The 21,855-nt window shown below is 64.3% G+C and carries 22 protein-coding genes; 5 read left to right on the top strand and 17 right to left on the bottom strand.

The genetic code is table 11. The features are described from left to right. Positions 1-71: 71 nt before the first annotated feature. The 13 genes from ASD28_RS30470 to ASD28_RS30410 form a co-directional block, all read right to left on the bottom strand. Positions 72-350, bottom strand: a complete 279-nt coding sequence (locus tag ASD28_RS30470) for a glutaredoxin family protein (protein ID WP_056137301.1) — start codon at positions 348-350, stop codon at positions 72-74. Further along, positions 347-1,801 (bottom strand): DegQ family serine endoprotease, encoded by a 1,455-nt coding sequence (locus tag ASD28_RS30465; protein ID WP_056137300.1) that lies wholly within the window; start codon positions 1,799-1,801, stop codon positions 347-349. The genes ASD28_RS30470 and ASD28_RS30465 overlap by 4 nt, the downstream gene beginning before the upstream one ends. Positions 1,802-1,938: 137 nt before the next feature. Beyond that, positions 1,939-2,238 carry a sigma-E factor negative regulatory protein gene (locus ASD28_RS30460; RefSeq protein WP_229412330.1) on the bottom strand — a complete coding sequence of 100 codons (300 nt, stop codon included), beginning with the start codon at positions 2,236-2,238 and terminating at the stop codon, positions 1,939-1,941. A gap of 37 nt (positions 2,239-2,275) precedes the next feature. After that, complete coding sequence (gene rpoE / locus ASD28_RS30455; RefSeq protein WP_056137296.1) at positions 2,276-2,878, bottom strand: RNA polymerase sigma factor RpoE; 603 nt, start codon at positions 2,876-2,878, stop codon at positions 2,276-2,278. A 60-nt stretch (positions 2,879-2,938) separates the two neighbouring features. Further along, positions 2,939-3,439: a hypothetical protein gene (locus tag ASD28_RS30450; protein ID WP_056137294.1), complete on the bottom strand. Its 501-nt coding sequence runs from the start codon at positions 3,437-3,439 to the stop codon at positions 2,939-2,941. 96 nt (positions 3,440-3,535) lie between these two features. After that, a complete protein-coding gene (fabF, locus tag ASD28_RS30445) occupies positions 3,536-4,780 on the bottom strand; it encodes a beta-ketoacyl-ACP synthase II (RefSeq protein WP_056137292.1) in 1,245 nt (414 codons plus the stop codon). Positions 4,781-4,805: 25 nt separating this feature from the next. Next, positions 4,806-5,045, bottom strand: coding sequence for an acyl carrier protein (gene acpP, locus ASD28_RS30440; RefSeq protein ID WP_036168404.1), 240 nt, complete (start codon positions 5,043-5,045; stop codon positions 4,806-4,808). A 142-nt stretch (positions 5,046-5,187) separates the two neighbouring features. After that, complete coding sequence (fabG, locus tag ASD28_RS30435) at positions 5,188-5,925, bottom strand: 3-oxoacyl-ACP reductase FabG (RefSeq protein ID WP_056137290.1); 738 nt, start codon at positions 5,923-5,925, stop codon at positions 5,188-5,190. A 39-nt stretch (positions 5,926-5,964) separates the two neighbouring features. Further along, positions 5,965-6,900 carry an ACP S-malonyltransferase gene (fabD, locus tag ASD28_RS30430; protein ID WP_056137288.1) on the bottom strand — a complete coding sequence of 312 codons (936 nt, stop codon included), beginning with the start codon at positions 6,898-6,900 and terminating at the stop codon, positions 5,965-5,967. 31 nt (positions 6,901-6,931) lie between these two features. Further along, positions 6,932-7,912, bottom strand: a complete 981-nt coding sequence (locus tag ASD28_RS30425; RefSeq protein WP_056137286.1) for a beta-ketoacyl-ACP synthase III — start codon at positions 7,910-7,912, stop codon at positions 6,932-6,934. Positions 7,913-7,914: 2 nt separating this feature from the next. After that, positions 7,915-8,955: a phosphate acyltransferase PlsX gene (plsX, locus tag ASD28_RS30420; protein WP_056137283.1), complete on the bottom strand. Its 1,041-nt coding sequence runs from the start codon at positions 8,953-8,955 to the stop codon at positions 7,915-7,917. Between the two features lie 188 nt (positions 8,956-9,143). After that, positions 9,144-9,326 (bottom strand): 50S ribosomal protein L32, encoded by a 183-nt coding sequence (gene rpmF / locus ASD28_RS30415; protein WP_005666806.1) that lies wholly within the window; start codon positions 9,324-9,326, stop codon positions 9,144-9,146. 209 nt (positions 9,327-9,535) lie between these two features. Next, positions 9,536-10,033: a DUF177 domain-containing protein gene (locus tag ASD28_RS30410; protein WP_056137281.1), complete on the bottom strand. Its 498-nt coding sequence runs from the start codon at positions 10,031-10,033 to the stop codon at positions 9,536-9,538. 105 nt (positions 10,034-10,138) lie between these two features. Here ASD28_RS30410 and ASD28_RS30405 point away from each other — a divergent pair, with 105 nt between their 5' ends. Together ASD28_RS30405 and ASD28_RS30400 are read left to right on the top strand one after the other, a co-directional pair. Further along, the gene (locus ASD28_RS30405) at positions 10,139-10,744 is read left to right on the top strand and encodes a Maf-like protein (protein WP_056137279.1); all 606 of its coding nucleotides are present in this window, start codon (positions 10,139-10,141) and stop codon (positions 10,742-10,744) included. A gap of 5 nt (positions 10,745-10,749) precedes the next feature. Further along, entirely contained in the window at positions 10,750-11,502 is a 753-nt protein-coding gene (locus ASD28_RS30400) for an SAM-dependent methyltransferase (protein ID WP_056137276.1), read from the top strand. Positions 11,503-11,505: 3 nt separating this feature from the next. Here ASD28_RS30400 and ASD28_RS30395 read toward each other — a convergent pair whose 3' ends face one another. The 3 genes from ASD28_RS30395 to aceA form a co-directional block, all read right to left on the bottom strand. Beyond that, positions 11,506-12,780 carry an EAL and HDOD domain-containing protein gene (locus ASD28_RS30395; protein ID WP_056137275.1) on the bottom strand — a complete coding sequence of 425 codons (1,275 nt, stop codon included), beginning with the start codon at positions 12,778-12,780 and terminating at the stop codon, positions 11,506-11,508. Positions 12,781-12,943: 163 nt separating this feature from the next. Beyond that, the gene (locus ASD28_RS30390) at positions 12,944-13,972 is read right to left on the bottom strand and encodes a 23S rRNA (adenine(2030)-N(6))-methyltransferase RlmJ (RefSeq protein WP_229412329.1); all 1,029 of its coding nucleotides are present in this window, start codon (positions 13,970-13,972) and stop codon (positions 12,944-12,946) included. 479 nt (positions 13,973-14,451) lie between these two features. Further along, the gene (gene aceA, locus ASD28_RS30385; RefSeq protein ID WP_056137271.1) at positions 14,452-15,750 is read right to left on the bottom strand and encodes an isocitrate lyase; all 1,299 of its coding nucleotides are present in this window, start codon (positions 15,748-15,750) and stop codon (positions 14,452-14,454) included. Between the two features lie 434 nt (positions 15,751-16,184). Between aceA and ASD28_RS33125 the strand changes: the two genes are divergently transcribed. Next, positions 16,185-17,042 (top strand): PEP-CTERM sorting domain-containing protein, encoded by an 858-nt coding sequence (locus ASD28_RS33125; RefSeq protein ID WP_156404013.1) that lies wholly within the window; start codon positions 16,185-16,187, stop codon positions 17,040-17,042. Between the two features lie 195 nt (positions 17,043-17,237). Continuing rightward, on the top strand, positions 17,238-17,816 hold the full coding sequence (locus ASD28_RS30375; protein WP_056137267.1) for an FxDxF family PEP-CTERM protein: 579 nt from the start codon (positions 17,238-17,240) through the stop codon (positions 17,814-17,816). A 53-nt stretch (positions 17,817-17,869) separates the two neighbouring features. Here the strand turns inward: ASD28_RS30375 and clpB are convergent, their stop codons facing one another. Beyond that, positions 17,870-20,482 carry an ATP-dependent chaperone ClpB gene (gene clpB / locus ASD28_RS30370; RefSeq protein WP_056137265.1) on the bottom strand — a complete coding sequence of 871 codons (2,613 nt, stop codon included), beginning with the start codon at positions 20,480-20,482 and terminating at the stop codon, positions 17,870-17,872. 126 nt (positions 20,483-20,608) lie between these two features. Between clpB and ASD28_RS30365 the strand changes: the two genes are divergently transcribed. Beyond that, a complete protein-coding gene (locus ASD28_RS30365) occupies positions 20,609-21,853 on the top strand; it encodes a voltage-gated chloride channel family protein (RefSeq protein WP_056137458.1) in 1,245 nt (414 codons plus the stop codon). The last annotated feature ends 2 nt before the right edge of the window (positions 21,854-21,855 follow it).

Raw genomic sequence — 21,855 nt, 5'->3', positions numbered from 1 at the left:
CGATTATCGCAGGTCGGCTCGCATCCGATCCATCGAGCAAGATGTAAAAGCCATGGTTATTGCCCGAATCACTAAACTTCCGCCTGCTCCAGGCCGAGGTGACGCCGCAGCGCCCCCTCGTCGAGGAAGTAATGGCACAGCTCGGTGCCGGCCGGCTCCGCGGCGAGCACCGGCACCAGTTCGTCGTAGCGGGCGACGAGGGCCGGGTCGGCATCCACGTCGACCACGTCCACCGTGTACGCCTGCCCCTGGCGGGCCATGAACGCCTGCAGCGCCGCCCGCATGTCCTCGCACAGGTGGCAGTACGAGCGCGAGTACAGGGTGAAATGCGGCGTAAGGCGTGTACTCATTGGCGCGGGCGGATGACGAGGTAGCGCGAGACATTGTCCCTACGCACGAGCAGCGCGACCGGTTTCTTCGCGTCGACCTTGGCGACGAGCCCGTTGAACTGGGCCGCGCCCGTGATCTCGACATTGTTCATCTGCAGGATCACGTCGCCCTGGCGGATGCCGGCCGACGCGGCGCGCCCTTCGGAGAACTCGACCAGCACACCGGTCTCCGTCTTGAGCTCGCGCTTCTGGGCGGCGGTGAGGTCCGAGACGTGCAGGCCCAGCGCGTTCGGCGCCTGGTCCGGCGCCGGTTTCTTGGGCGTCGCCTTGGCCGTCGGCGATTTTTCTTCCTGCAGTTCGACGATTGTCACCGGCAGGTCGATCTGGCTGCCGCGGCGCCACACGGTGACGGTGGCGCGGCTGCCGACGGCGCTGCCGCCCACGAGGCGCGGGAGGTCGGAGCTGCGTTCGATGTCCTTGCCGTTGAATTTCAGGATGATGTCGCCGACCTTCAGGCCGGCCTTGTCCGCCGGCCCGCCCGGCTCGACCATCGCGACCTCGGCGCCGCGCGCGCGGCCCAGGCCCAGCGATTCCGCGACGTCCGTCGTGACCTCGCTGATCTGCACGCCGAGGCGCCCGCGCGTCACCTTGCCCGTCTTGCGGATCTGCTCGGAGACGCGCATCACCTCGTCGATCGGCACGGCGAACGAGATGCCGTTATAGGCGCCGGACAGCGTGGCGATCTGCGAGTTGATGCCGATGACCTCGCCGCGCATGTTGATCAGCGGGCCGCCCGAGTTGCCGGGGTTGACGGCCACGTCGCTCTGGATCAGCGGCAGGTATTCGCCCGTGTCGCGCGCCTTGGCCGAGATGATGCCGGCGGTCACCGTGTTCTCCAGGTTGAACGGCGAACCGATGGCGATCACCCACTCGCCCACGCGGATCTTGCTGGAATCGCCGATGCGCACGTTCGGCAGGTTGCGCGCGTCCACTTTCAGCAGGGCCACGTCGCTGCGGGCGTCCGAACCCAGCACCTTGGCCTTGAATTCGCGGCGGTCGGTCAAGGTCACGACGACCTCGTCCGCGCCTTCCACGACGTGCGCATTGGTCAGCACATACCCGTCGTCCGAGATGATGAAGCCGGAGCCGACGCCCCGCTGCACCCGTTCTTCCTGCGGCTGTTCCGCGGGCCCGCCGCGGCGTCCGCGCGGCACCATCTGGCCGCCGAAGAAGCGGCGCAGGAATTCCTGCATCTCTTCGTCGGGACCGCCCTGGTCGAGGCGGACGCGTTCGGTGGTGCGGATGTTGACGACGGCCGGGCCGACCTTGTCGACGAGGTCGGCAAAATCGGGCAGGCCGGTGACGGTCGGGGCGGCAACGGGAGCGGCCGCTTGGGCCGCCGGGAGAGACATCAGACTCGCGCCCGCAAAGACGAGGGCGGACAGGATCGCGCTTCCAGTTTTGCTTGTCATAGGTTCGGTAAGGTCTGTGCTTGGATGGTTCGTATGGTAAGACAAAAGAGCATTGTTGTCGCGTTGGCACCGCCGTGGCGAACGGACGGCGCGGCCCGCGCCGGCATCAGGCGGTGCCGCGTGACGAGCCGGGCGGCTCAGGTAGGGTCGGCGGCGACGGTCGCCTGGCCGGCGGCGGCGTCGGCGACGGCCGCGCGCTTGCCCGGCAGCGGCTCGGCCGCGAGGCGGGCCGCCATGCGTTCCGTGAAACCAGGCGACAGGTCAGTCGCGGGATCGGCGCGCAGGACGTCGCCGATCTGGTGGAAAAGCGCCCAGGCCTGCCGGCCCTCCGGGGTGTCGAGGGCGGCGAGCGCCAGTTCCTGGTCGACATCCGGAATCTCGCCGTCGCAGAGCGCCGAGATGAGTTCACGATTTTTCTTGTTCGTGTCCATAGCCATTACGCCGGTACGTAAAACTTTGTCTTCATATCGCTACCTACCGACGTTTGTCCGCCGAGATATCGAGCAAGGGCCGCAATTTCTCGGCGATGACTTCGCGCGCCCGGAAAATCCGGCTCCGCACCGTCCCGATTGGACACGCCATCACTTCGGAGATTTCCTCGTAGCTTAAACCTTCTATTTCGCGCAGGACGATCGCCGTTCTCAATTCGAGCGGCAAGGCCTCCATGGCCGCATTCACGGTATAGGCGATCTGCTTGCTGGCCAACATTGATTCCGGTGTATTAATGTCTCGCAAGCTATCTGCGTCGTCAAATCCTTCCGCACGTTCGGCATCGGCTTCCGTCGAGGTCGGCGCCCGCCTGCCTTGCGTGACCAGGAAATTCTTTGCCGTATTAATTCCTATTCGATATAGCCATGTATAAAACGCGGAATCGCCGCGGAAATGGCGCAGTGCACGGAATGCCTTGATAAAGGTTTCCTGCACCACGTCTTCCGCCTCGGCCGGATCGTGCACGAGACGCGACACGAGCCGCATCAGGCGACGCTGGTATTTCGCCACCAGCAGGTCGAACGCCCGGCGATCGCCCGCCTGGACGCGCTCAACCAGCAGTTGATCACATTCGCGTTCGGTCGTCACTGCAATGCCCCGTTGGCTGCGGCGGCGTCCCTGTTATACGGAAACGGTGAGCACGTTTCCTTAAGAGTTGGTCCGCTGCAATGAGTTCGTCGTGTCTTCGCATCCTTCGTTTGCATGTCCGCGCCGGCCGACCACTGCCAGCGCGACGGCCAGCGCGCGCCACACCGCGGCGTCGACGCTGTCGCGCCACACGCACAGGACGCGTGGTCCCGTGCCCGGCGCGGCGTGCCGCAACACCATCAGCATCGGCCAGACGACCGATCCGGGCAGCAGGACCGCATTGCCCTCCGGCGGCGAGCCCACGTCCTGTTGTACCGTTACGCGCAAGGCGCCGGTTCCAGAAATATCAATCCGGTGCGTCTTTGAAGGAAGGAGCGCCGCGCCCAGCACGGCGCTGCCCGCGGCCGCCAGCGCCGCCGCGACGAGAGGCGCGAGCCGGACATGCCCCGGCGCCGCCAGCCCAATGGCCAGCGCGGACGCGAGAAGGGCCAGGCCCCAGCCACCCCATACGAACCGCTGGATGCGCGACGGCCTGACGAGCGCGGACACCGCGATCGACATGGGTGTTTCCAGTTAGAATCCGAAGAGGTCAGAAATGACAAACGCCCATTCCTTGGACAGGAATGGGCGTCCGAAAGTTCGGCTATTGCGGGATCGTTAGATCTTGGCGAAGACCAGCGTACCGTTGGTACCGCCGAAACCGAAGGAATTTTTCACCGCGTAATCGATCTTCATGTCCCGTGCCGTGTTGGCGCAGAAGTCCAGGTCGCATTCCGGATCCTGGTTGAAGATGTTGATCGTCGGCGGCGAGACCTGGTTGTGAATCGCGAGCACGGTGAACACCGACTCCAGGCCGCCCGCGCCACCCAGCAGGTGGCCCGTCATCGACTTGGTGGAGTTGACGACCAGCTTGTTCGCATGGTCGCCGAAGGTGCGCTTGATGCCCTTCACTTCCGCCACGTCGCCCACGGGGGTCGACGTGCCGTGCGCGTTCACGTACTGCACCTGGTCCGGGTTGATGCCCGCGTACTGCATCGCGGCGACCATGCAGCGCGATGCGCCGCTGCCGTCCTCGAGCGGTGCCGTGATGTGGTTCGCGTCCGCGCTCATGCCGAAGCCGACGACTTCCGCATAGATCTTCGCGCCGCGCGCCTTGGCGTGTTCGTACTCTTCGAGCACCATCACGCCCGCGCCCTCGCCCAGCACGAAGCCGTCGCGGTCGCGGTCCCACGGACGCGAGGCCGTGGCCGGATCGTCATTGCGCGACGACAGCGCGCGTGCCGAGGCGAAACCGCCCAGGCCCAGCGGCGACACGGTCGATTCCGCACCGCCGGCGATCATCACGTCGGCGTCGCCGTACTCGATCAGGCGCGCTGCCTGGCCGATGCAATGCAGGCCGGTCGTGCAGGCGGTCACAATGGCCAGGTTCGGACCACGCAGGCCGAACTTGATCGACAGGTCGCCCGAGATCATGTTGATGATCGACGCCGGGACGAAGAACGGCGAAATGCGGCGCGGGCCGCGGCTGTCGTACTCCGCCTTCGTGTCTTCGATCATCGGCAGGCCGCCGATGCCGGAACCCACGAGCACGCCGATACGATCGCGATTGTCGTCGGTGACGACAATGCCCGAATCCTGTAACGCCTGGATGCCGGCGGCCATGCCGAAATGGATGAACGTATCCATATGACGGCCTTCCTTGCCCGGCAGGTAATCCTCGACGTTAAAGTTCTTCACCTCGCCCGCAAAGCGGGTCGAGAATGGCGTTGCGTCGAACTTGGTGATGTTGGCAATACCCGACTTGCCCGCCAGTGCTGCCTCCCACGCGTCGGCAATGGTGTTGCCGATCGGAGAGATGCAACCCAGGCCGGTCACTACGACACGACGGTTGCGTGAACTCAAGCGCTTCTCCTGAAATCCTGAAAGCTTAGGCCTTGACGTGAGCCTGTGCGTACTCGATAGCCTGGCGAACGGTCGTGATCTTCTCGGCCTGCTCGTCCGGGATTTCCATTTCGAATTCGTCTTCCAGGGCCATCACCAGTTCCACGGTGTCCAGCGAGTCAGCGCCGAGGTCGTCAACGAACGAGGAATCGATTTTGATGTCTGCTTCGGCAACGCCCAGTTGCTCAGCGACGATTTTTTTAACGCGTTGTTCGATATCCGACATGTTATGGCTCCATTAGGTATGTGTTGCGGAAAGTGCGCGCATTTTATCAGGGTTTGCGCGTTGAAAAACTATTTTCAGCGTCTGACGCTAAAACGGTCGAAACTACTGCGAACTGCCGAGATCTCTAATTAAAGGATGCCCATCAGTTCATGTACATGCCGCCGTTCACGTGCAGTTCCGTGCCCGTGATGTAGGCAGCCTGCGGCCCCGCCAGGAAGGCGACCGCGTACGCGATGTCTTCCGGCGCGCCCAGGCGGCCCAGCGGAATCTGCGTCAGCAGCGCTTCGTGCTGGCCTTCGCCCAGGGCCTTCGTCATGTCGGTGTCGATGAAGCCCGGCGCCACGCAGTTGACGGTGATGTTGCGGCTGCCGATCTCGCGTGCCAGCGCACGGGTCATGCCGGCCACGCCGGCCTTCGCCGCCGCGTAATTCATCTGGCCCGGATTGCCGGCCGCGCCCACGACGGACGTGATGTTGATGATACGCCCCTGCTTCGCCTTCATCATCCCGCGCAGCACGGCGCGCGACAGGCGGCCGACGGCCGTCAGGTTGGTGGCGATCACGTTGTCCCACTCTTCGTCCTTCATGCGCATCGCCAGTTGGTCCTGGGTGATGCCGGCATTGTTGACGAGGATGCCGATCGTGCCGACGTTCTTGGTGACGTCGTCGATGACGGCCGCGCACTGGGCGGCGTCGGTGACGTTCAGCACGACGCCCTTGCCGCCGAACTCGGCGAGGTAGGCGCCGATGGCTTCCGCGCCGGCTGCCGTCGTGGCGGTGCCGACGACCTTGGCGCCCTGGCGGGCCAGTTCGAGTGCGATGGCCTTGCCGATGCCGCGCGAGGCGCCGGTGACGAGGGCGACTTGGTTTTGCAGGTTCATTGAGTCCTCTTTTTCTCTAACGGGGGGATGCGGCGGCGCTCAGCCCTGGACGGCGGCGAGCACACGCTCCAGCGATGCCTGGTCGACGAGGGCCTCGCCCACCAGCACCGGATCGATCCGCTTGGCCATGCCGATCAGGGTCTTGCTCGGCGCGCATTCGATGACTTGCGTCACGCCGTCCGCGGCCATCTTCTGCATGGTCTCGACCCAGCGCACGGGACCGGCCGCCTGGCGCACCAGCGCGTCCTTGATCGCGGCGGGATCGTTCAGGATAGCCACGTCGACGTTGTTGATCAAGTCGATCTGCGGCGCGGCAAAGTTCAGGTTCGCCATGTAGTCGCGCAGGCGGTCCGACGCCGGCTTCAGCAGCGACGAGTGGAACGGCGCCGACACGGCCAGTTTCATGGCGCGCTTGGCGCCCTTGGCCTTGGCGATGTCGCACGCGCGCTCGACGGCGGCCGTGTGGCCGGCGATCACGATCTGCGTCGGCTCGTTGAAATTCACGGCTTCCACGACCTCGCCCTGCGCCGCTTCTGCGCAGACCGCGCGGACGTCGTCGGCCGCAAGGCCGAGGATGACGGCCATGCCGCCCTGCCCGACCGGGACCGCATCCTGCATCGACTGTGCACGGAAGCGCACGAGCGGCACGGCATCCTTGAAGTCGATCACGCCAGCAGCCACCAGCGCCGAGTACTCGCCGAGGCTGTGGCCGGCGACGACGGCAGGCTTCGGGCCGCCCGCGGCGATCCACGCGCGGTAGACGGCGACGGCGGCCGTCAGCATCACGGGCTGCGTGTTCGTGGTCAGGTCCAGGTCTTCCTTCGGACCTTCGGCGATCAGTTTGCTGAGGTCCTGGCCCAGCGCTGCGGACGCTTCGGCGACGGTCTGTGCGACGACCGGGTTGCCGGCGAAGCCGTTCAGCATGCCGACGGCTTGCGCGCCCTGGCCGGTAAACAGAAATGCGAATTTGCTCATCGATTCCTCTTTGGGTGTTTTTGTCTTGTTATTACATGCGCGCCAGCACGGCACCCCAGGTAAAGCCGCCGCCGACGCCTTCCATCATGACGTTGTGGCCCGGCTTGATGCGGCCGTCGCGCATCGCGACATCGAGTGCCAGCGGGATCGACGCGGCCGACGTGTTGCCGTGTTCGTGGACGGTCACGACCATCTTGTCGGCCGGGAGCCCGAGTTTCTTCGCGGTGCCCGTCATGATGCGCAGGTTGGCCTGGTGCGGGATCAGCCAGTCGATGTCGCCAGCCGGCATCTGCGCATGCGCCAGCGCTTCGTTGGCGACCTTTTCCAGCACGGAGACGGCCAGCTTGAAGACGGCCGGGCCATCCATGTACAGGAATTTCTGGTTCGAGGCCTGGTTCGACGGGTTCGCGGGGCCGCACAGGATGCCGCCGTGGCTGCCGTCGGCATGCAGCTTGACGGCCAGCACACCCGGCTCCTCGGACGCGGCCAGCACGACGGCGCCGGCGCCGTCGCCGAACAGCACGCAAGTGCTGCGGTCATCGAAGTCGAGGATGCGCGAGAACACTTCCGTGCCGATCACGAGCACGTTCTTCGCGTTGCCGGCCTTGATGAAGGCATCGGCCGTCGCCATCGCGTAGACGAAGCCCGAGCACACGGCGCCCATGTCGAACGCGGCGCTGTTGTTGCGCATGCCCAGCTTGTTCTGGACGATGCAGGCCGTGCTCGGGAAGCTGCCGAAATAATCCGGCGTCGACGTGGCGACGATGATCAGGTCGATCTGCTCCGCTTCGAGGCCGGACGCTTCGAGCGCCTTGCGCGCCGCGTTCACGGCCAGGTCCGACGCGTTTTCGTCGGGCGCGGCGTAGTGGCGGGCGGAAATGCCGCTGCGGGTGACGATCCATTCGTCCGACGTTTCGATGCCCTTGGCGGCGAGCTGCGCCGCGAGGTCGTCGTTGGTGACACGCTTCGCGGGCAGATAGCTGCCGGTACCGATAATTTTGCTGTATGTCATTGCTAACCCTGCTGAATAGTTGAGCCAGGCGCTTCCGGATTGGGAGCTTGCGGCAACATTTCGGCGATCAAGGTCGAGAGTTGCGCTTGCACATTATATTTCGCCGCGTCAAAAGCGCGTCGAAGTGCCCACTCGTAGGCGTAGGCATTGGCACCGCCATGGCTCTTGAAGACCAGGCCTTTGAGGCCCAGCAGGCCGGCGCCGTTATAACTTTCGGGGTTCAGCTTCTTGAGCGATTTGCGCGCGAACAGGGCGCCGATCTTCGACATCGTCGTTTCGAGGAACACCGATTTAACGAAGCGCGACAGGCCCTCGATCGCCTTCAGGGTCACGTTGCCGACGAACCCGTCGCATACGACGACGTCGACGGTGCCCTTGAAGATATCGTTACCTTCCACATTGCCATGGAAATTCAGCACGCCGCGTTCATGGTCGGCCCGCAACAGGGGCGCGGTGGCCTTGACCACTTCGTTGCCCTTGATCTCTTCCGTGCCGACATTCAGCAGGCCGATGCTCGGGCGGCGGTGTTCCATCGCCTCGAACAGCACGGCGCCCATGATGGCGAACTGGTGCAAGTGATGGGGCTCGCAGTCGACGTTGGCGCCCAGGTCGAGCATGTACGTCGGACCGCCCTTCTGGTTCGGCAGGATCGAGCAGATGGCCGGACGGTCGACGTCGGCCATGGTCTTCAGGACATAACGCGAGATGGCCATCAGCGCGCCCGTATTGCCGGCGGAGACGCAGACGTCGGCGCTGCCGTCCTTGACGAGCTCGATCGCCACGCGCATCGACGAATCCTTCTTGCGGCGCAGGGCGACTTCGATGGGATCGTCCATCGCGACCACGTCGGAGGCGTGGCGGACGGTCAGGCGCGGGTTGTCGCCCGCGTGATGTTTCTTGAGTTCAGCACGGACCAGCTCTTCCTGACCTACGAGGATCAGCTCGGCGTCGGGTTCGCGCTTGAGGAATGCGAGGGCTGCCGGGATGGTCACGGCGGGGCCGTGGTCGCCGCCCATGCAGTCGATGGAAATTTTGATTGTCATTTGTCGGAATGAACCGCGGGCTCAAGGTCGGCCGGCGGCTGCTCGGTCTCGTCGGGCTACAAGGTGAGCTGCAATGAGTGCCGAGTCAGTGGGGTGGTAAATGACGGAGTTACCGCAAAAGAAAAAGCGGCGCCACGCATTCGACATACGTTGCACCGCTTTCATGGAACAAAACAGCAAGACGTCGATTACTCGTCGTTCTTGGTCTTGAGCACTTTACGGCCACGGTAGAAACCGTTCGGGCTGATGTGGTGACGCAGGTGCGTTTCGCCGGTGGTCGGCTCGACTGCCAGGTTCGGGGCGGTCAGGAAATCGTGCGAACGGTGCATGCCGCGCTTCGACGGGGACTTCTTATTCTGTTGAACTGCCATGATGACTCCTAAACTTAAGTTCTAAAATTCTAACACATTCGACTTGCAAGTACATGCGCATCGAGTATCCCAGCGGCAATAACGTTGGACTGCCATTGCCGACATGTTTAACGCTGCCTTACAACGATGACTCAATACTCGAGCTGCACGCGTTTGACACGTTTTGACGCTGCGAATGCTACCCGGAGGTAGCACCCACTGCAATTCTTTTATTCAGATTTGAGGCTCTTCAGTGCCGCGAACGGCGATACCTTCTCGGACTTGATGGCGTCCAGCAGCTTGGTATCGGGGCACACCTCGTGTTTCGGTGCCTGCGGCAGGGCCAGCAGGGCTTCATCTTCCAGCAAATCGCGGATGTCGCAGGCGTGGCTGCCGACGATCACGTCGATACTTTCATCGTCGAGGATTTCCTCGATCTCGTCCGCTTCCTTGTCGTCCTTGCCCAGCACCAGCACGGTCGACGAATCGAGCTCGTAGCCGAACGGGGTCAGGCAGCGCTGGCAGACCAGCTGCACGGTACCGGAGACGGACAGCGTCAGCATCGGATACCCCTGGCGGGTCTGGCCACCTTCGATGGTCCAGGCGATCTCGCCGGACTTGTCGGCGCAATCGGCCGCAAGGCGATTCATTTCCGCCACCGGCGTGACGCCTTCACGATGGCCGTTGTTCCGACAAAATTCAAAGGCGTCGATGACAAAAGCGCTCATTTGGAAAAACATCCCCGGAAAACCTGCGATAATAGCAGGCTTCTGCCCGCGTAGTCAAAGACTTCCTCACAAAGCGCTATCTTCCTGTTTTATTTACGAAAATCGATGCCAAGCTCCACCCTGCCGCGCCTCATCCTGGCCTCCAGTTCCGCCTACCGGCGCGAGCTGCTCGGTCGCCTGCACCTGCCGTTCGAAGCGATCGCGCCCGACATCGACGAGACCCCGCATCCAGGTGAAACGCCGCAGGCGACGGCATTGCGCCTGGCCCGCGCGAAGGCCGCGGCCGTCGCCCTCGAGAACCCCGATGCCCTGGTGATCGGCTCGGACCAGGTGGCCACGCTGGACGGCATCCAGATCGGCAAGCCGGGCGACCACGCCCGCGCCCTCGCCCAATTGCAGATGATGCGCGGCCGCCGCGTCATATTCCATACGGCCCTGTGCCTGTGGGACGGTCGCACAGGCACGGCGCAGGTCGAGAATATCCAGGTGTTCGTGACGTTCCGCGACCTGCCGGATGCCGATCTGGACGCCTATCTGCGCATCGAGCAGCCTTACGACTGCGCCGGCAGCGCCAAGAACGAGGGACTCGGCATCGCCCTGCTCGAACGCATCGACAGCAGCGATCCGACCGCCCTCACCGGCCTGCCCCTGATCGCCCTGACCGGCATGCTGCGGCGCGCCGGCATGCCATTTTTTAATCTCCAACAATAACAACCATGCCCGGTACGCTCTACCTGATTCCGAACACCCTCGGCCCGACCGAGGCCGCACCGCACGCGCTATCCCACATCCTGCCCGAGCAGGTGCAGGACATCGCCAGCAAGCTCGAATATTTCGTGGCCGAGAACGCCAAGACGGCGCGCGCCTTCCTGAAACTGGTCGCCATCGACCATCCGCTCGCGCGCCCGCTGCAAGAGATTCAGATCGCGGAACTCAATGTAAACACCCCGCCACAGGCGCTGGCCGCGCTGCTCGCGCCGCTGCTGGAGGGACGCGACGCGGGCCTCGTGTCGGAAGCGGGCGTGCCGGCCGTCGCGGATCCGGGTGCCGACCTCGTCCGGCTCGCGCACCAGCACGGCGTGCCCGTGCGTCCGCTCGTGGGACCATCGTCGCTGCTGCTGGCCGTCATGGCGAGCGGCCTGAACGGCCAGAGCTTCGCATTCAACGGCTACCTGCCGACGGACGCCGGCCAGCGCACCAAGCGCATCCAGCAACTGGAGCAGCGCTCGCGCAGCGAGAAACAGACGCAGTTGCTGATCGAGACGCCGTACCGCAACGGTGCGATGCTGGAAGCCCTCATCACCAGCTGCCAGCCGGGCACGCTGGTGTGCGTGGCGACCGATCTGTCGCTGACGACGGAAACCGTGCGGACGCAGACGGCCGCGAAGTGGAAGGCGCAACTGGCGTCCGGCCAGGCGCCGGACTTCCACAAGAAGCCGACCGTCTTCCTGTTCCTCGCGCAATCGTAGAGGTCAGTGCACCTCGGCGCCGAGTTCGCGCACCCAGCCGAACGCGGCCAGTTCGATGTCGCGCACCTGTTTCACCGACAGCCCGAGCCGGTCCAGCGCGGCCGCCAGGTTGCGGCCCGGCTCCGCATGCTCCAGCGCTTCCGCCACGCTGAGCATGGCGCCATAGTCGCCGTCGCGCTCCAGCAGCGCGGCGCGGACGTCGCGCGACAGGTCGACCTTATCGAAGATCTCGCGCATCGGCACGTCGAACAACGCATCCATCAGCGACATGATGCCGACCGTAAAGGCGGTATTCGCGCCGGCCACGTCGCCCGGACGCAGGGTCAGCGTCATCAGCTCGAGCAGGCGGCCGCGCGTCGTCGCCATCTGCAGCAACGGCGAACTCAGTTCGACGTGCCCCTCCGGGCCGCTGTACAACAGGATCTGCACCCAGCGCTGCAACTGGCTGCGGCCGAGCTGGACGAGCGCCTGCGAAATCGACTCGACCTGCGGCGCGCCCGTGCCGACCAGGTGACCGTTCACGAGGCGCAGCAGGTTCAGGCTCAGCAACGGGTCGCGCTTGACGGCCGCCTCGATCGCGTCGTTGTCGGCTTGCGAATGAATGAGATCGAACAGGCGCAGCAGCACGAGCTCGGACGGCGTGATCTTCTTGCCGGACAGGATCGCGGGGCGCGCAAAGTAATAGCCCTGGAAGTATTCGAAGCCGAGTTCCATGCATAACTCGAATTCCTCGATCGTCTCGACCTTTTCCGCGAGCAGCTTCTGGTGCGGCCCGCGCACGGTGCGGACGAGCTCGGCAAGCTCGTCGCGCCCGACACCCTGCAAGTCGATCTTGATGATGTCCACGAGGCTCATCAGCTTGCTTACCTGCTCGGAATGGCCTATAACATCGTCGAGTGCGAACTTGAAGCCGAGCTCTTTCAACTCCCGCACACGGGCCAGCAAGGCCGTGGTGGGACGGACGGTTTCAAGGATTTCCAGAATGACCTTATCGGGAGGCAGGAATCGGACGAAATCGCTCATCAGCACGACCTCGTCGACATTGACGAAGGCAACCTGCTCGCCCACCACCTGCTTCATCCCCAGTTGTGACGCATGGGAGATCACGGCGGCGGTGGCGGCGGCATAATCGGTCAGCTGCGCGTCCTCATGCTCCGGCGCGGCGCGAAACAGCAACTCGAACGCCACCAGTTTCTGGTCGCGTCCGAGGATGGGCTGGCGCGCCAGAAAGAATTCGTCGGACGGCGTGGACGTGGCTGCCGTTGCTACCGCTTGCATGTAAAAACTCCTGAAACGACGGCACGCACCATGCGTGCCGGATCCGGTCTGGCCGGAATATCGGTCCGACTATACTACAGACGGGAAGTCTTTACATTTCGACATCGTATCAAATCGTTTCAGACATAGTTGTGCCTGTCAGAAACGATCGATGCGAAAAGGATCAGGAACGGCCCGATCCGCTGCGTTTGGCCGGACCGCGCGGTGCCGGTTTGGCCTCCGTGCGCGGGGTGCGCGGACGTCCTTCGGCGCCCTCGCCTTCCTTGCGCGGACGTGGATCGTCGCCGAACGGCTGGCCCGGCAAGCGCAGGCTGCCGCCGCCGGACAGCGGGCTCGCGCGGCGCGCATTGCCCACCGGCTTGCGGGGACCGCCCAGGGCCGGCACCGTGCCGGTGACCTGCGTGCCTTTTTCAATACGGAACGTTGCACCACTGTCCTGGCCCAGCACCTGCACGAGATACGGCATCGTCTCGCGCAACGTCGCCTCCAGCGTGTACGGCGGATTCAGGATGAACATGCCGCTGCTGTGCAGGCCGTTGCCGTCGGCGCGCGGGCCGGCCACACTCAACGTCACATGCAGCCATTCCTTGGCCGGCAGGCGCTTCAGGCGATCGGCAAACTGGCGCGATTCCATGCGCTGCAGCACCGGATACCAGACCGCATACATGCCCGCCGGGAAGCGCTTGAGCGCCTCGTCGAGCGCATCGCGCACGTGCTTGTAGTCGAGCTTGACTTCGTACGGCGGATCGATGAGCACCAGCGCCCGGCGCGACGGCGGCGGCAGCAGCGCCTTCAGGCCGTGGAAACCGTCCGCGTGCTCGACGAGGATGCGGCGACCGCGCGCACGCTCGCCCTGCTCCGCGTGGTGCGCCTCCAGCTTGCGGACATTCTCCGCCAGCACCCTGATGTCGGCCGGATGCAGTTCGAACAGGCGCAGGCGATCCTCCAGGCGCGCCTCGGCATCCGCGACCCACGGCGAACCGGGATACCAGCGCAGCTTGCCGCTTGGGTTCAACTTGCCTACGAGGTCCACGTACTCGGCCAGCGCCGGCGGCAGGTCGTCGCGCCCCCACAGGCGCCCGATGCCGTCGATGTATTCGCCACTCCTGACCGCCTGCGCACTGTCGAGCGCGTACACGCCGGCACCGGCATGGGTGTCGATATAGGTGTAGGCCGTGTCTTTCTGGTTCATGTATTTGTGCAACTGAACCTGGATAAAGTGCTTCAGGACATCGGCGTGATTACCCGCGTGGAAGGCGTGGCGGTAGCTGAACATAGAGATTCCAATCTGGTTGATGCGGCGCCCGCGGTGCGATCGCTGATGCGGGCCAACCGCCATTATCCCTCAGATACGTCTCGACCCCAACAGCCCAAATTCGGGGTCAGAGCACATTTTCGGCAAAATTCGGGGTCAGAGCACTTTTAGGTGAAATTTCCTGTAGATGATTTCTACTCGTGACGGCGACGCGTTTAAGGGGACAGTCGGCGCACCACGCCGGGATGGCGAAACTTCTTGCACATCCGGACATTGATCGCAAATGTGCTCTGACCCCGAATTCGGAGCGAAATGGGACCTGACCCCGAAGTTTGGAAACAAAAATGCCGCAGCGGCTTGTGGCCACTGCGGCAGACCATCGCGAGGATGGGTGGAGGAAGGTTACGCGCCGGCGCTCAGGCGACTTGTTTTTCGTCGAAGAATTGTTCGTCCTCGGTCGAGCCGTGCAGCGCCGTCGTCGAGCTCTGGTGCTGCTGGATCGTCTGGGTCACGGCGTCGAAGTAGCCGGTGCCCACTTCGCGCTGGTGCTTGACGGCCGTGAAGCCCTTGTCGGCGGCGGAGAATTCCGCTTCCTGCAACTCGACGAAGGCCGACATGCCGCGGCGCGCATAGCCGTGCGCCAGGTTGAACATGCTGTAGTTCAGCGCATGGAAGCCGGCCAGCGTGATGAACTGGAATTTGTAGCCCATCGCGCCCAGCTCTTTCTGGAACTTGGCGATCGTCGCGTCGTCCAGGTTCTTCTTCCAGTTGAACGACGGCGAGCAGTTATACGCGAGCATCTTGCCCGGGAATTTCGCATGGATGGCGTCGGCGAAGCGCTTGGCGAATTCCAGGTCGGGCTTGCCCGTCTCGCACCACACGAGGTCGGCGTACGGCGCATAGGCGAGGCCCCGCGCGATCGCCTGGTCGACGCCCGGCTTCACGCGGAAGAAACCCTCTACCGTGCGTTCGCCCGTGCAGAACGGCTTGTCGTTCGCGTCGACGTCGGCCGTCAGCAGGTCGGCCGCTTCGGCGTCCGTGCGGGCGACGAGGATCGTCGGCGTGCCCATCACGTCGGCCGCGAGGCGGGCCGCCGTCAGCTTTTCCACGGCTTCGCGCGTCGGCACGAGCACCTTGCCCCCCATATGGCCGCATTTCTTGACGGAGGCCAACTGGTCTTCGAAGTGCACGCCGGCCGCGCCCGCTTCGATCATGGATTTCATCAGCTCGAAAGCGTTCAGCACGCCGCCGAAGCCTGCTTCCGCATCGGCCACGATCGGGGCGAAGTAATCGACGTCGTCCTTGCCTTCCGACCACTGGATCTGGTCGGCGCGCTGGAACGTGTTGTTGATGCGCTTGACGACCATCGGCACCGAATTGGCCGGGTACAGCGACTGGTCCGGATACATCTCGCCGGCCAGGTTGGCGTCGCCGGCAACCTGCCAGCCCGACAGGTAGATGGCTTTCAGCCCGGCCTTGACCTGTTGCATGGCCTGGTTGCCCGTCAGCGCGCCCAGGGCGTTCACGTACGGCTCGTTGTTGATCAGGTTCCACAGCTTCTCGGCGCCGCGCCGCGCCAGCGTATGTTCGATCTGCACGGAGCCTCGCAGCCGTACGACATCTTCCGCCGTGTAATTGCGAGAGATACCTTTCCAGCGCGGGTTGGACTCCCAATCCTGTTGCAGGGCGGCGATTTGCTGTTCACGAGTTGCCATGGTGTTCTCCTGATTGAAAAGACGGGGTTGGACAGTGATTCCGTTAGAAACATCATAGCGCCGGTTGTGCGCAGCACCAATACTCTTATATAAGACATATGACGATTTTTATTTCTTTTAAAATCATATGCTTACAACCCATATTTCATGATACGGGAACATATTTCTTACAATGGAAACTGCCGGGCAGGTGCGTCTTGTGCGCTTTTCACATGCACGGACCAGTTTTCATAATGTGAAATACACCACGTTGTTTCCGCAAAGCATTCCGTAAATACTGCCGCAAATCTGACAATTTTGTCTGATTAAACAACACTAATCCCGTCATAAATAATCACAAATTGACGATTTGCATCAAATCGGGAGACAATAATTTCCGAGCACCATTATTAGATTCTTAAGAGCAATTTCTACATTCCCGAAAGAGACAACCGATGACACTGCGATTGACCGCACTGGCTGCCGTGCTGGCCGCTACGACGATGACGGCCCACGCCGGTATCCTGACGACGGACGGCGTGACTTTCACGTCGAACTGGAGCGGCAATGTGCTGACGCTGGAAATCGACGCCGCGCAGCGCAGCGGCGGGTGGAGCGGCGCGACGGGCCTCGCTGCGCTGGCGATCAAGGGCGTGGGCACCTACAGCAGCGTGAGCGTGACCGGCGGGCCGGGCGGGACCGATGCGTGGAAACTGTCGACGTCCGAACTGAAAGCGTCCGGCTGCTCCGGCACGAGCAACGGGGCGGCCGGCAGCCGCATGTGCTTCTACGGCCAGCAGATCGCGCTTGTCGACGACATGGTGTTCAAGTTCACGTTCAACGGCGCCAGCGTCGCGACGAACGAGCCGCACGTGAAGGTCGAGTTCGTCGACGCCCGGGGCAACAAGGTGGGCTCGCTGTTGTCGCAGGTGCTGCCGGCATCGCCCCCGGCCACGACGCCGTCCACCCCGACCGCGCCGGACACCCCGGTCACCCCGGTCACCCCGGTCACCCCGGTCGTTCCGGTGATCCCCGACGCACCGATCACGTCCGCCGGCACGCAAACCAACACGACAGCCGACACGAAAACGCCTACCGGCACGCCCGACGTCGCCTCCCCATCCGGCACGCCGGCCGCCTTGCCCCCGCAGGAAGACCTGCCGTCCACGCTCCCTGCCAAGGGTCCCGACGTCGTGCAAACGCCATCCGGCAATGCCACCGGCCCGGCGAACGTCCCGGAACCGGAGAGCATCGCCCTGCTGCTGGGCGGCCTGGGCCTGATGGGCCTCGTGCTGCGCCGCCGCCCGCGCTGAGCGCACCCCTCCCCCGAACGCCCCGCCCGGCCCAGCGCCCGGCGGGGCGTTGTTGTTACAAACGATGAGTTAGTCGGCTAACAGAGCCATATCGGGCCCCCTTCTACCCTTGCGGCACGGATCTGATCCGTATGTGCCCGGCGGTCTCGCAGGACGCGAGCCGTCGGGTCCTTGCATTTCGTGGAAGGAGAGAACATGACATCACGCATCCGCACTACCCTGCTGGCGGCGCTGCTGGGCGCAGGCACGCTCGCGTCGGCGCAGGCCGGCACGATCGAATTCCAGGGGGTCGACTTTACGTCATCCTGGTCCGGCAACATGCTGACCCTCGAAGTCGACGCCGCCAACCCGACCGGCAGCTGGGCCGGTGCCACGTCGCTCGGCGCCCTGCAGTTGAAGGACCTCGGCAGCTTCGACAACGTGTCGCTCACGGCCGCGCCGGGCGGCGCGTCGAACTGGAGCCTGTCCAGCAACGAGCTGAACGCGAACGGCTGCACGGGCGGCGGCCATGGCGGCACGTCGCTGTGCTATTCCGGCGCACACGTCGCCCTGACGGACGATATGGTGTTCCAGTTCACCTTCTCCGGCGGCAATGTCGACGCGACGTCGCCCCAGCTCAAGGTGACCATGTTCGGCGCGGACGGCAATAAAAAGGTCGGCAGCCTGATGGGCGAGCACCTGGTGGTCTCCGCCGTGCCCGAACCGCAGACGTACGCAATGATGCTCGGCGGCCTCGGCCTGCTCGGCTTCATGGCGCGCCGCAAGCGCGCGTAAAAAAACGCCCTGCCGGCGCCGGCCGACAGGGCGTTTCCATAGCCACGAACAGATTACTTCGCCAGCTCGACAGCCGGCTCCTCGCCGAACACCAGCTGGCCGCCGCGCACGCCGACGCGGATCGTATCCTTCGGCCCGAAGCGGCCCGCCAGGATGTCCTTCGACAGCGGATTCTCGATCTGCTGCTGGATCGCGCGCTTGAGCGGCCGCGCGCCATACACCGGATCGAAGCCCGCTTCCGCGATCTTCTGCAAGGCCTCCTCGCTGATGTCGAGCGCCATTTCCATCTTCTCGAGGCGCTGCTCCAGGTTCTTCAGCTGGATCTTCGCGATCGCGCCGATGTTCTTCTCGTCGAGCGCATGGAACACGACGATCTCGTCGATCCGGTTGATGAACTCGGGGCGGAAGTGGCCGCGCACCTCGGCCATCACCGCCAGCTTCACGACGGCCGGATCGTCGGAATCCATCGACTGGATCTTGTGCGAACCCAGGTTCGACGTCATCACGATCACGGTGTTCTTGAAGTCCACCGTGCGGCCCTGGCCGTCCGTCATGCGGCCGTCGTCGAGCACCTGCAGCAGGACGTTGAACACGTCCGGATGCGCCTTCTCGATCTCGTCCAGCAGGATCACGCTGTACGGCTTGCGGCGCACGGCTTCGGTCAGGTAGCCGCCCTCCTCGTAGCCGACATAACCCGGCGGCGCGCCGATCAGGCGGGCCACGGAATGCTTCTCCATGAACTCGCTCATGTCGATGCGGATCAGTGCGTCTTCCGTGTCGAACAGGAAGTTCGCCAGCGCCTTGCACAATTCCGTCTTGCCGACACCCGTCGGGCCGAGGAACATGAACGAGCCATACGGCCGGTTCGGGTCCGCGAGACCCGCGCGCGAGCGGCGGATCGCATCGGACACGGCCTCGATCGCCTCGTCCTGGCCCACGACGCGCTCATGCAGCTTCTCTTCGATGTGCAGCAGCTTGTCGCGTTCGCCCTGCATCATGCGGGCCACGGGGATGCCGGTCGCGCGCGACACGACTTCCGCGATCTCCTCGGCCCCCACCTGCGTGCGCAGCAGGCGCGGCTTGCTGTCCGCACCGTCCGGCTGCTCACCGGCCGCTTCTGCTTCCTTCAGCTGCTTTTCCAGCTCCGGCAAGCGGCCATACTGCAGTTCCGATACCTTCTGCCAATTGCTCTGGCGCTTCGCTTCATCCATCTGCAGGCGGATACGCTCGATCTCTTCCTTGATGTGCGTCGTGCCCTGCACGGCCGCCTTCTCGGACGTCAGGATTTCCTCGTAGTCGGCGTACTCGCGCTCCAGCCGGACGATCTCTTCGTTGATCAGCTCCAGGCGGCGCTGCGAGGCCTCGTCCGTTTCCTTCTTGACGGCTTCGCGCTCGATCTTCAGCTGGATCAGGCGACGGTCGAGCTTGTCCATCACTTCCGGCTTCGAGTCGATCTCGATCTTGATCTTCGAGGCGGCCTCGTCGATCAGGTCGATGGCCTTGTCCGGCAGGAAGCGGTCGGTGATGTAGCGGTGCGACAGCTCGGCCGCGGCGATGATCGCCGGGTCCGTGATCTCCACCTTGTGGTGCAGTTCGTACTTCTCCTGCAGGCCACGCAGGATGGCGATGGTCGCTTCCACGCTCGGCTCGTCGACGATGATCTTCTGGAAACGGCGCTCCAGCGCGGCATCCTTCTCGACGTACTTGCGATACTCGTCGAGCGTGGTCGCGCCTATGCAGTGCAGCTCGCCGCGCGCCAGGGCCGGCTTCAGCATATTGCCCGCATCCATCGCGCCTTCGGCCTTGCCGGCGCCGACCATCGTGTGGATCTCGTCGATGAAGACGATCGTCATGCCTTCGTCCTGCGCGAGTTCCTTCAGCACGGCTTTCAGGCGTTCCTCGAATTCGCCGCGGAACTTGGCGCCCGCGAGCAGCGCGGCCATGTCGAGCGACAGCACACGCTTGCCCTTCAGCGAATCCGGCACTTCGCCGTTGACGATACGCTGCGCCAGCCCCTCCACGATCGCGGTCTTGCCGACGCCGGGTTCGCCGATCAGCACCGGGTTGTTCTTGGTACGGCGCTGCAGCACCTGGATGGCGCGGCGGATCTCGTCGTCGCGGCCGATCACGGGGTCGAGCTTGCCGCTGCGGGCACGTTCCGTCAGGTCGAGCGTGTATTTCTTGAGCGCTTCGCGCTGGCCTTCGGCATCCTGCGAGCTGACGGATTCGCCGCCGCGCACGGCGGAGATCGCCGATTCGAGCGCCTTGCGGGCGAGACCGTTTTCGCGCGCGAGGCGGCCGGCTTCGGACTTGTCGTCCGTAAAGGCGAGCAGCACCATCTCGCTCGACAGGAACTGGTCGCCGCGTTTCTGCGATTCGCGGTCGGCCAGGTTCAGCAGCGAGACGAGCTCGCGGCCGACCTGCACGTCGCCGCCCGTGCCGTGCACTTTCGGCAGGCGGTCGAACGCGGAGCGCAGCGCCGTCTGCAGGCTGCCGACATTGACGCCGGCCCGCTGCAGCAGCGAGCGCGCGCCGCCGTCGCTCTGGCCCAGCAGCGCGGCCAGCAGGTGGACGGGTTCGATGTACTGGTTGTCGTTGCCGACCGCCAGGCTCTGCGCGTCGGCGAGCGCTTCCTGGAGCTTGGTCGTCAATTTATCTTGTCGCATATTCTTGCCCCTAGTGTGTTTGGGTGGGATTTCGGATTGACATGAAGTTAGGGATGCCATAGCGACTTTTCAAGATGTGGACGCGCGACGGCAGGCATTAAATCGTGCTGAGATAAAATGTCCGTCATGGAACATTCATTCTTGTCCGAGCAACGCCGCCTGCTGCCCTATATGGGGAAATGGCTGCTGCTCGCCCTCGCCGTCGGGCTGCTGTCCGGGTCCGCCTCCGCCTTCTTCCTGTTCGCGCTCGAACTGGCGACCGGGACGCGCAACGCCCACCGCTGGCTGATCGCGCTGCTGCCGCTGGCCGGCTTCGCCGTCGGCTGGCTGTACCTGCGTTTCGGCAGGTCGGTCGAGGCGGGCAACAACCTGCTGATCGACGAAATCCACGACCCGAAGAACGTCATCCCGCTGCGCATGGCGCCGCTCGTGCTGGGCGGCACCGTGATCTCGCATTTGTTCGGCGCCTCGGTCGGGCGCGAGGGCACGGCCGTGCAGATGGGCGGCGCGCTCGCCGACCAGCTCACGCACGTGTTCAAGCTCAAGATGGAAGACCGGAGGATCGTCTTGATGGCCGGCATCAGCGCGGGCTTCGCCTCCGTGTTCGGCACGCCGCTGGCGGGAGCGATCTTCGGCCTGGAAGTGCTCGCGATCGGCCGCCTGCGCTACGACGCCCTGCTCGCCTGCCTGGCGGCCGCCATCGCCGGCGACCAGGTCTGCCTGCTGTGGAGTCATGCGCTGGGCATTCACCACACGCATTACGCCATCGCGTCCGTACCGGCACTGGGCCTCTGGCCGCTGGCGGCCGTCGCCATCGCGGGGGCGCTGTTCGGCCTCGCAGGAAAACTGTTCGCGGATTGCACGCACGCGCTGTCGGGCTGGATGAAGCGGCGCGTGCCTTACGGTCCGCTGCGGCCGCTGCTGGGCGGCAGCGTCGTCGCCGCCGTCGTGCTGGCGTTCGGCGCGGACCGCTACATCGGCCTCGGCATCCCGACCATCCAGGCCGCATTCACCGAGCCGCTGGCGCCGTGGGACTTCGCCGGCAAGCTGGTGTTCACGGTCGCGTCGCTCGGCAGCGGCTTCAAGGGCGGCGAAGTGACACCGCTGTTCTACATCGGCGCCACGCTCGGCAATGCGCTGGCGCCGCTGCTGCACCTGCCCTTTTCCCTGCTGGCGGGCGTTGGGTTCGTGGCCGTGTTCGCCGGCGCGGCCAACACGCCGATCGCGTCGACCCTGATGGCCATCGAATTGTTCGGCGCGGAGGTGGGGGTGTATGCGGCCGTCGGGTGCGTACTGGCCTATCTGTTTTCCGGCCACACGGGGATTTACCGGGCCCAGCGCATCGGCCACGCCAAGCCCGGCAAGTCGTGATG

The organism is Massilia sp. Root133, assembly GCF_001426525.1.
Lineage (GTDB): Bacteria > Pseudomonadota > Gammaproteobacteria > Burkholderiales > Burkholderiaceae_D > Telluria > Telluria orientalis.
The sequence above is the reverse complement of the archived record's forward strand: the minus strand, read 5'-3'. Positions and strand labels throughout refer to the sequence as shown.

What these genes read in the sequence shown, in the direction of transcription:
- ASD28_RS30470 (WP_056137301.1), bottom strand. Translation starts at nt 350, where the DNA reads ATGAGTACACGCCTTACGCCGCATTTCACCCTGTACTCGCGCTCGTAC.
- ASD28_RS30465 (WP_056137300.1), bottom strand. Translation starts at nt 1,801, where the DNA reads ATGACAAGCAAAACTGGAAGCGCGATCCTGTCCGCCCTCGTCTTTGCG.
- ASD28_RS30460 (WP_229412330.1), bottom strand. Translation starts at nt 2,238, where the DNA reads ATGGCTATGGACACGAACAAGAAAAATCGTGAACTCATCTCGGCGCTC.
- ASD28_RS30450 (WP_056137294.1), bottom strand. Translation starts at nt 3,439, where the DNA reads ATGTCGATCGCGGTGTCCGCGCTCGTCAGGCCGTCGCGCATCCAGCGG.
- acpP (WP_036168404.1), bottom strand. Translation starts at nt 5,045, where the DNA reads ATGTCGGATATCGAACAACGCGTTAAAAAAATCGTCGCTGAGCAACTG.
- fabG (WP_056137290.1), bottom strand. Translation starts at nt 5,925, where the DNA reads ATGAACCTGCAAAACCAAGTCGCCCTCGTCACCGGCGCCTCGCGCGGC.
- fabD (WP_056137288.1), bottom strand. Translation starts at nt 6,900, where the DNA reads ATGAGCAAATTCGCATTTCTGTTTACCGGCCAGGGCGCGCAAGCCGTC.
- ASD28_RS30425 (WP_056137286.1), bottom strand. Translation starts at nt 7,912, where the DNA reads ATGACATACAGCAAAATTATCGGTACCGGCAGCTATCTGCCCGCGAAG.
- plsX (WP_056137283.1), bottom strand. Translation starts at nt 8,955, where the DNA reads ATGACAATCAAAATTTCCATCGACTGCATGGGCGGCGACCACGGCCCC.
- rpmF (WP_005666806.1), bottom strand. Translation starts at nt 9,326, where the DNA reads ATGGCAGTTCAACAGAATAAGAAGTCCCCGTCGAAGCGCGGCATGCAC.
- ASD28_RS30410 (WP_056137281.1), bottom strand. Translation starts at nt 10,033, where the DNA reads ATGAGCGCTTTTGTCATCGACGCCTTTGAATTTTGTCGGAACAACGGC.
- ASD28_RS30405 (WP_056137279.1), top strand. Translation starts at nt 10,139, where the DNA reads ATGCCAAGCTCCACCCTGCCGCGCCTCATCCTGGCCTCCAGTTCCGCC.
- ASD28_RS30400 (WP_056137276.1), top strand. Translation starts at nt 10,750, where the DNA reads ATGCCCGGTACGCTCTACCTGATTCCGAACACCCTCGGCCCGACCGAG.
- ASD28_RS30395 (WP_056137275.1), bottom strand. Translation starts at nt 12,780, where the DNA reads ATGCAAGCGGTAGCAACGGCAGCCACGTCCACGCCGTCCGACGAATTC.
- ASD28_RS30390 (WP_229412329.1), bottom strand. Translation starts at nt 13,972, where the DNA reads ATGAACCAGAAAGACACGGCCTACACCTATATCGACACCCATGCCGGT.
- aceA (WP_056137271.1), bottom strand. Translation starts at nt 15,750, where the DNA reads ATGGCAACTCGTGAACAGCAAATCGCCGCCCTGCAACAGGATTGGGAG.
- ASD28_RS33125 (WP_156404013.1), top strand. Translation starts at nt 16,185, where the DNA reads ATGACACTGCGATTGACCGCACTGGCTGCCGTGCTGGCCGCTACGACG.
- ASD28_RS30375 (WP_056137267.1), top strand. Translation starts at nt 17,238, where the DNA reads ATGACATCACGCATCCGCACTACCCTGCTGGCGGCGCTGCTGGGCGCA.
- clpB (WP_056137265.1), bottom strand. Translation starts at nt 20,482, where the DNA reads ATGCGACAAGATAAATTGACGACCAAGCTCCAGGAAGCGCTCGCCGAC.
- ASD28_RS30365 (WP_056137458.1), top strand. Translation starts at nt 20,609, where the DNA reads ATGGAACATTCATTCTTGTCCGAGCAACGCCGCCTGCTGCCCTATATG.